This is a genomic window from Chitinimonas violaceus (genome assembly GCF_052601015.1).
Window position 1 is genome coordinate 1 of the sequence record NZ_JBQXDJ010000295.1, and the last position, 255, is coordinate 255.

Annotated in this window: 1 protein-coding gene; it reads right to left on the reverse strand. The window is 56.1% G+C overall.

Features of this window, described 5'->3' with window-relative positions:
• Positions 1 to 255, reverse strand: a 255-nt coding sequence (locus ACUHMQ_RS21360) for a VCBS domain-containing protein (protein ID WP_445297435.1), incomplete at both ends; no start/stop codon positions are given.

Consider the following 255-nt stretch of genomic DNA (forward strand, 5'->3'; position numbering starts at 1 on the left):
GTGTCGGGGTCAAACTTAAACGTCCCATACACGCCATTGGGGCTGCTGGGTGCTTTGAAGTGGCTCTCGTCATGATCCACATCGCGGATCGTCAAAGTGCCGCTTGCTGTGGCAACACCTGCATCGGCATTACCTGCACCACCAGCTTCAATCACCTTGCCGCTGGCATCACCACTAATAACGGGTTTGTCATTAGTGCCGGTGAGGGTGACGACGATGTCCTGGGTGGCAGTGCCATCCTCGCTCTTTACCTGC